This is a genomic window from Mesorhizobium sp. M4A.F.Ca.ET.050.02.1.1 (genome assembly GCF_003997725.1).
GTDB lineage: Bacteria > Pseudomonadota > Alphaproteobacteria > Rhizobiales > Rhizobiaceae > Mesorhizobium.
In genome coordinates this window covers 1-4,623 of record NZ_RZSG01000483.1, presented here as the reverse complement: position 1 = coordinate 4,623, position 4,623 = coordinate 1, and the positions used below count along the sequence as shown (strand labels likewise).

Genomic DNA, 4,623 nt, shown 5'->3' with positions numbered 1-4,623 from the left:
GGGCGGCACTCGCCAGGCCTGAAAACCGGTCCGACAAGAAATCAAACCGAGACGTGAACCTTTCCTCTCCGGGGCGCACCAAGCCTGCATGGACGCCAAGAAGGCGCTCCCCAACCCAGAAGGACGCCGGAACGGCGAACCTCGATCAAAGAGAAGGAAATGCTCAAATGACCAACTTCACCAACTTCAAGCGCATCTCGCTCGCCGCGGCCATAGCCGTCTCGGCCTTCGGCTCGGTTTCCGTCCCGAACTCGGCCGTCGCCGGCACGCACCCCACCGGCGACGGCGGCGCGGTCTGTAAGGGCGCAGGCTCGTGTCTGGTGCTGGAGATCGACTGCAAGGGCACCTACACCGACGCCACCGACAAGAACGGCACCGTTTACGGCAAGTGCAGCCAGGTTATGAAGATCGATCCGACGAAGCGGCTCAAGCTCGCGAACTGATCGCTTGCCATCAAGGAAAATGGCGGCCGTCCGCGCGACGGCCGCCATTTTCCTTTGCCTTGATCATGATGCGGCAGGCACTGTTCGCAGGCCGGCATCAACCTGAATGTCACCCACCCTAGCGCACCTGGTCGAGTAGGCGCTTGCACTCCAACAGGTCGAACAGCGCCTCCTGCAGCAGCGCGCGGTTGTCACGCGATAGTTTCGAGGAGTCCGGCTGGACCGGGCCTTCGTCGTCGCTCTTGCCGAGGCCGAAAAAGCGACGGCTGGGTTTCACCCTGGGCTGGCCGACAAGCATCTCGTCGTCGGCGCCGCGTGGCTGGGCCGCCGGTGTCAGCGGCACCTGTTCTGCCTGCCGGCGCTGCGCGATCGCCTCGACGGCCGCCATGTCGCCATTGCCGATGGCAACCAGGAAATGGTTGCCGTTCTCGCGCAACAGCTTCTGCACGCCCTTGATGGTGTAGCCCTGGTCGTAGAGCATATGGCGGATGCCCTTGATCAGCTCGACATCCTGCGGCCGGTAGTAGCGGCGGCCGCCGCCACGCTTCATCGGCTTGATCTGGTTGAAACGCGTTTCCCAAAAGCGCAGCACATGCTGCGGCAGATCGAGATCTTCCGCGACCTCGCTGATGGTGCGGAAAGCATCGGGGCTCTTGTCCATGGGCGAATCCTCCGCTGGACGGCGATCGGACCGATTGGTCCCGAATCGGGCCTTATTTCAGCGGTTTATGAAACAATATTCAAGCCCGGCGTCAAAGCGCGCGGGCGTTATCAACCGGGCATTTGCGGCGGCTACTTGCCGCCCTTGGCCTTGCTGTTCTGGTGCGAGCGCAGGATGCGGCTCTTCAGCACGTTCGACGACTTGAAGGTCATCACCCGGCGCGGCAGGATCGGCACTTCCTCGCCGGTCTTGGGATTGCGGCCGATGCGCTCGTTCTTGGAGCGGACATGGAAGGTCGCGAAGGACGACAGCTTGACCGTCTCACCACGCACGATGGCCTCGCAAATTTCGTCCAGCACCGCTTCGACGAGCTCGGCCGATTCAGTTCTCGACAAGCCAACCTTGCGGTAAACGGCTTCGGCAAGGTCGGCGCGCGTAAGTGTCTTTCCCCCCATGCGACCGTCCCATCAGCTCAAAAACATAAATCGGTACAAGCAACGGCAGAGCCTAAGTAATTGATCCGTCAAGGTCAAGGACCGAACCCTTCAGTTCGGCACTTACCAGCGGACCAAAACCGCGCCCCAGGTGAAGCCTCCGCCCATCGCCTCGAGCAGCACTAGGTCGCCCTTCTTGATGCGACCATCGGCGACGGCCACCGAGAGCGCCAGCGGCACGGAAGCAGCCGACGTGTTACCGTGCAAATCGACCGTGACCACCACTTTTTGCTCGGCAATCCCGAGCTTCTTGGCGGAAGCGTCAATAATCCGTTTATTGGCCTGATGCGGCACGAACCAGTCGAGGTCCTCGGCAGTGATGCCGGCCTGCGAGAATGTCGCCTCGATGACGTCGGTGATCATGCCGACGGCATGCTTGAACACCTCGCGGCCTTCCATCCTGAGATGGCCGACGGTCCCGGTGGTCGATGGCCCGCCATCGACGAACAGCTTGTCCTTGTGGACGCCGTCGGAGCGCAGGCTCGCCGCCAGCACGCCATGGTCGGCGATGCCGCCGGTCCCCTCGCCCGCTTCCAGCACCAGGGCGCCTGCGCCGTCGCCGAACAGGACACAGGTCGAGCGGTCGCTCCAATCGAGGATGCGCGAGAAAGTCTCCGAGCCGATCACCAGCACGCGCCTGGCCAGGCCACCGCGTATATAGAGGTCGCCCGTTGCCACCGCGTAGACAAAGCCGGAGCACACCGCCTGCAAGTCGAAGGCAAAGCCGTGATGCATGCCGAGCCGGTTCTGGATCTCGACGGCGGTCGCGGGGAAGGTGTTGTTGGGCGTCGAGGTCGCCAGCACGATCAGGTCGATGTCGGCGGGTGTCAGGCCGGCACTGTCAAGCGCGGCGCGCGCCGCCGCCTCGCCCAGCGAGGCGGTCGTCTCGTCGTCGGCCGCGACATGGCGCTGGCGAATGCCGGTACGCTGGACGATCCACTCGTCGGAGGTCTCGACCATGCCTTCGAAATCGGCATTCTTCATGATGCGGCGGGGCAGCGCGGCGCCCGAGCCGCGCACGACTGATCTGATCAAAGCTCTTTCCTATTCCTTTGCGCCGACAACGACGTCGGATTTCCTGTTTGCCTGGGCATGCGGATTGCGCGCATGGAACAGATCGAGATCGGCCTCGATGCGGTCAAGCAGATTATTGCGCACCATGTCGTAGCCAAGCTCGATCGCCGCCGCGAAGCCGTCCGAATCGGCGCCACCATGGCTTTTCACCACGATGCCGTTGAGGCCGAGGAAGACACCGCCATTGGAGCGCCCGACATCCATCTTCTCGCGCAGCCGGTCAAAGGCCCCCTTGGCGAAAACATAGCCGATCCTGGCCATCAGCGTGCGGCTCATGGCGGCGCGCAGGTAGCCGCCGATCTGTCTTGCGGTGCCCTCGGCGGTCTTGAGCGCGATGTTGCCGGCAAAGCCCTCGGTGACGACGACGTCGACCGTGCCCCTGCCGATGTCGTCGCCCTCGACGAAGCCGCGATAGTTCATCGAGGCCATGTTGGCCTCGCGCAGCATGCGCCCGGCCTCCTTGACCTCTTCCTGGCCCTTGATCTCCTCGACGCCGACATTGAGCAGACCGACGCTCGGGCGCTCGATGCCGAACACCGAACGCGCCATGCCGGTGCCCAGGATGGCGAAATCAATGAGTTGGTGCGCATCCGCGCCGATGGTGGCGCCTACGTCCAGCACCACGCTTTCGCCGCGCGTCGTCGGCCAGATCGCCGCGATCGCCGGACGGTCGATGGTGGCCATAGTGCGCAGGCAGAATTTCGACATCGCCATCAGCGCGCCGGTGTTTCCGGCCGAAATGCAGGCCTGTGCGGTGCCGGACTTCACCGCTTCGACCGCCTTCCACATCGACGACTTCCAGCGGCCATGGCGCAGCGCCTGGCTCGGCTTATCGTCCATGCGGACAGCGATCTCGCAATGCACGAATTCGCTCGCCTCGGCGAGCTTCGGAAACTTGGCAAGCTCGGGGCGCACAGCCTCCTCGCGGCCGTAGATGATGAAGCGGATATCGGGGCGGCGAATGGCGACCGTCATGAGCGCCGGGATGACCACGCCTGGCCCGTGATCGCCGCCCATGGCATCGATGGAAATCCTGATCACGCGGTATTCATCTCACGGTTTGCCTGACCGGCGGAGTTGGTCAGGTTCGGGGGCTCGCGAAGGTTCGGCGAAAATAACGGTTTTGGGCTGCCGCACAACCAGCTTTTCTAATATCGGGTCCGGTTTCAGGATTTTCCAAGCAGGGACCGGAGCTTTTGCTGGAATTCGCTTTCCTCGGTCTCGCCGTCGCCCGAGACCTCCAGCGACGCTCCGGCCTTGCGCGGATACGGATCGATCGCCAGGCCAAAAAACTGCTCGGCAAGCGCGCCGACATCGATGGTGTCGCCGGAAAACGTCTCCGGGCTATCGGGTCCGTCGGCGTCGAGCAGGATCTCGCCGCCACCTTCGAAGCCCTGCCGCCCGAGCTTGGACTGTTCCGGCAGGAACAGCGCCTCGACCGGCTCGTCAATGTGCGCTGCGACCGGGTCCAGGGTAACGATGCAGGCCTGCGTGAAGTCGGCCTCGACACGGCCGCTGACCTTGACGCCATTGCGCTTCCACTGCGTCACCAGAAGCTCGGCGCGATACCGCTCGACCGAAAGCAGTTCGTGCTCGGTGGCGAGCGCAGTGCGCTGCCGTTCGTCGGCCTCGATCGTCACTGGCAGCCCCTTTTGCGGCAGGCGGGCGACATTGGCGACGAAGGATACCGGGCTTTGCGGGTCGACATGTTTCATCTTCGCCTCCTCAGCCGGCCGCCGGAAACGTCACCGCGCCGGATGCGATCGATTCGGCCGGCTGGGCCGCAAGATGGCGGGCGGCACCCGCGACATAGGCGGCCAGCAGCGGCGCCTGCGGCCAGTCGGCGGCCTCGGGCAGGATATTGCGGGCAAGGGCGGCGGCGAGCGCGTCGCGGTCGTCGCGATCCAGCGCATCGTCATAAGCGGCTGTGCGGCCATAGAACATCTTGGCC

The 4,623-nt window shown here is 64.0% G+C and carries 7 protein-coding genes; 1 reads left to right on the top strand and 6 read right to left on the bottom strand.

Features of this window, described 5'->3' with window-relative positions; genetic code table 11:
* Positions 1-443: hypothetical protein (locus EOA33_RS40785; RefSeq protein WP_245482424.1), on the top strand; the 443-nt coding region annotated here is incomplete at its 5' end.
* Between the two features lie 118 nt (positions 444-561).
* Here the strand turns inward: EOA33_RS40785 and EOA33_RS25055 are convergent.
* From EOA33_RS25055 to EOA33_RS25030, 6 genes are all read right to left on the bottom strand, one after another.
* Complete coding sequence (locus tag EOA33_RS25055; protein WP_126054931.1) at positions 562-1,104, bottom strand: MerR family transcriptional regulator; 543 nt, start codon at positions 1,102-1,104, stop codon at positions 562-564.
* Positions 1,105-1,235: 131 nt separating this feature from the next.
* A complete protein-coding gene (locus EOA33_RS25050) occupies positions 1,236-1,559 on the bottom strand; it encodes an integration host factor subunit alpha (RefSeq protein WP_006201891.1) in 324 nt (107 codons plus the stop codon).
* Between the two features lie 102 nt (positions 1,560-1,661).
* Positions 1,662-2,633: a beta-ketoacyl-ACP synthase III gene (locus EOA33_RS25045; protein WP_127406845.1), complete on the bottom strand. Its 972-nt coding sequence runs from the start codon at positions 2,631-2,633 to the stop codon at positions 1,662-1,664.
* A gap of 9 nt (positions 2,634-2,642) precedes the next feature.
* Entirely contained in the window at positions 2,643-3,713 is a 1,071-nt protein-coding gene (plsX, locus tag EOA33_RS25040; RefSeq protein WP_126054933.1) for a phosphate acyltransferase PlsX, read from the bottom strand.
* A 125-nt stretch (positions 3,714-3,838) separates the two neighbouring features.
* A complete protein-coding gene (locus EOA33_RS25035; protein WP_127406844.1) occupies positions 3,839-4,387 on the bottom strand; it encodes a DUF177 domain-containing protein in 549 nt (182 codons plus the stop codon).
* Positions 4,388-4,397: 10 nt separating this feature from the next.
* Positions 4,398-4,623 (bottom strand): ubiquinol-cytochrome C chaperone family protein (locus EOA33_RS25030; RefSeq protein WP_281033553.1); only part of this gene is annotated, 226 nt, incomplete at its 5' end.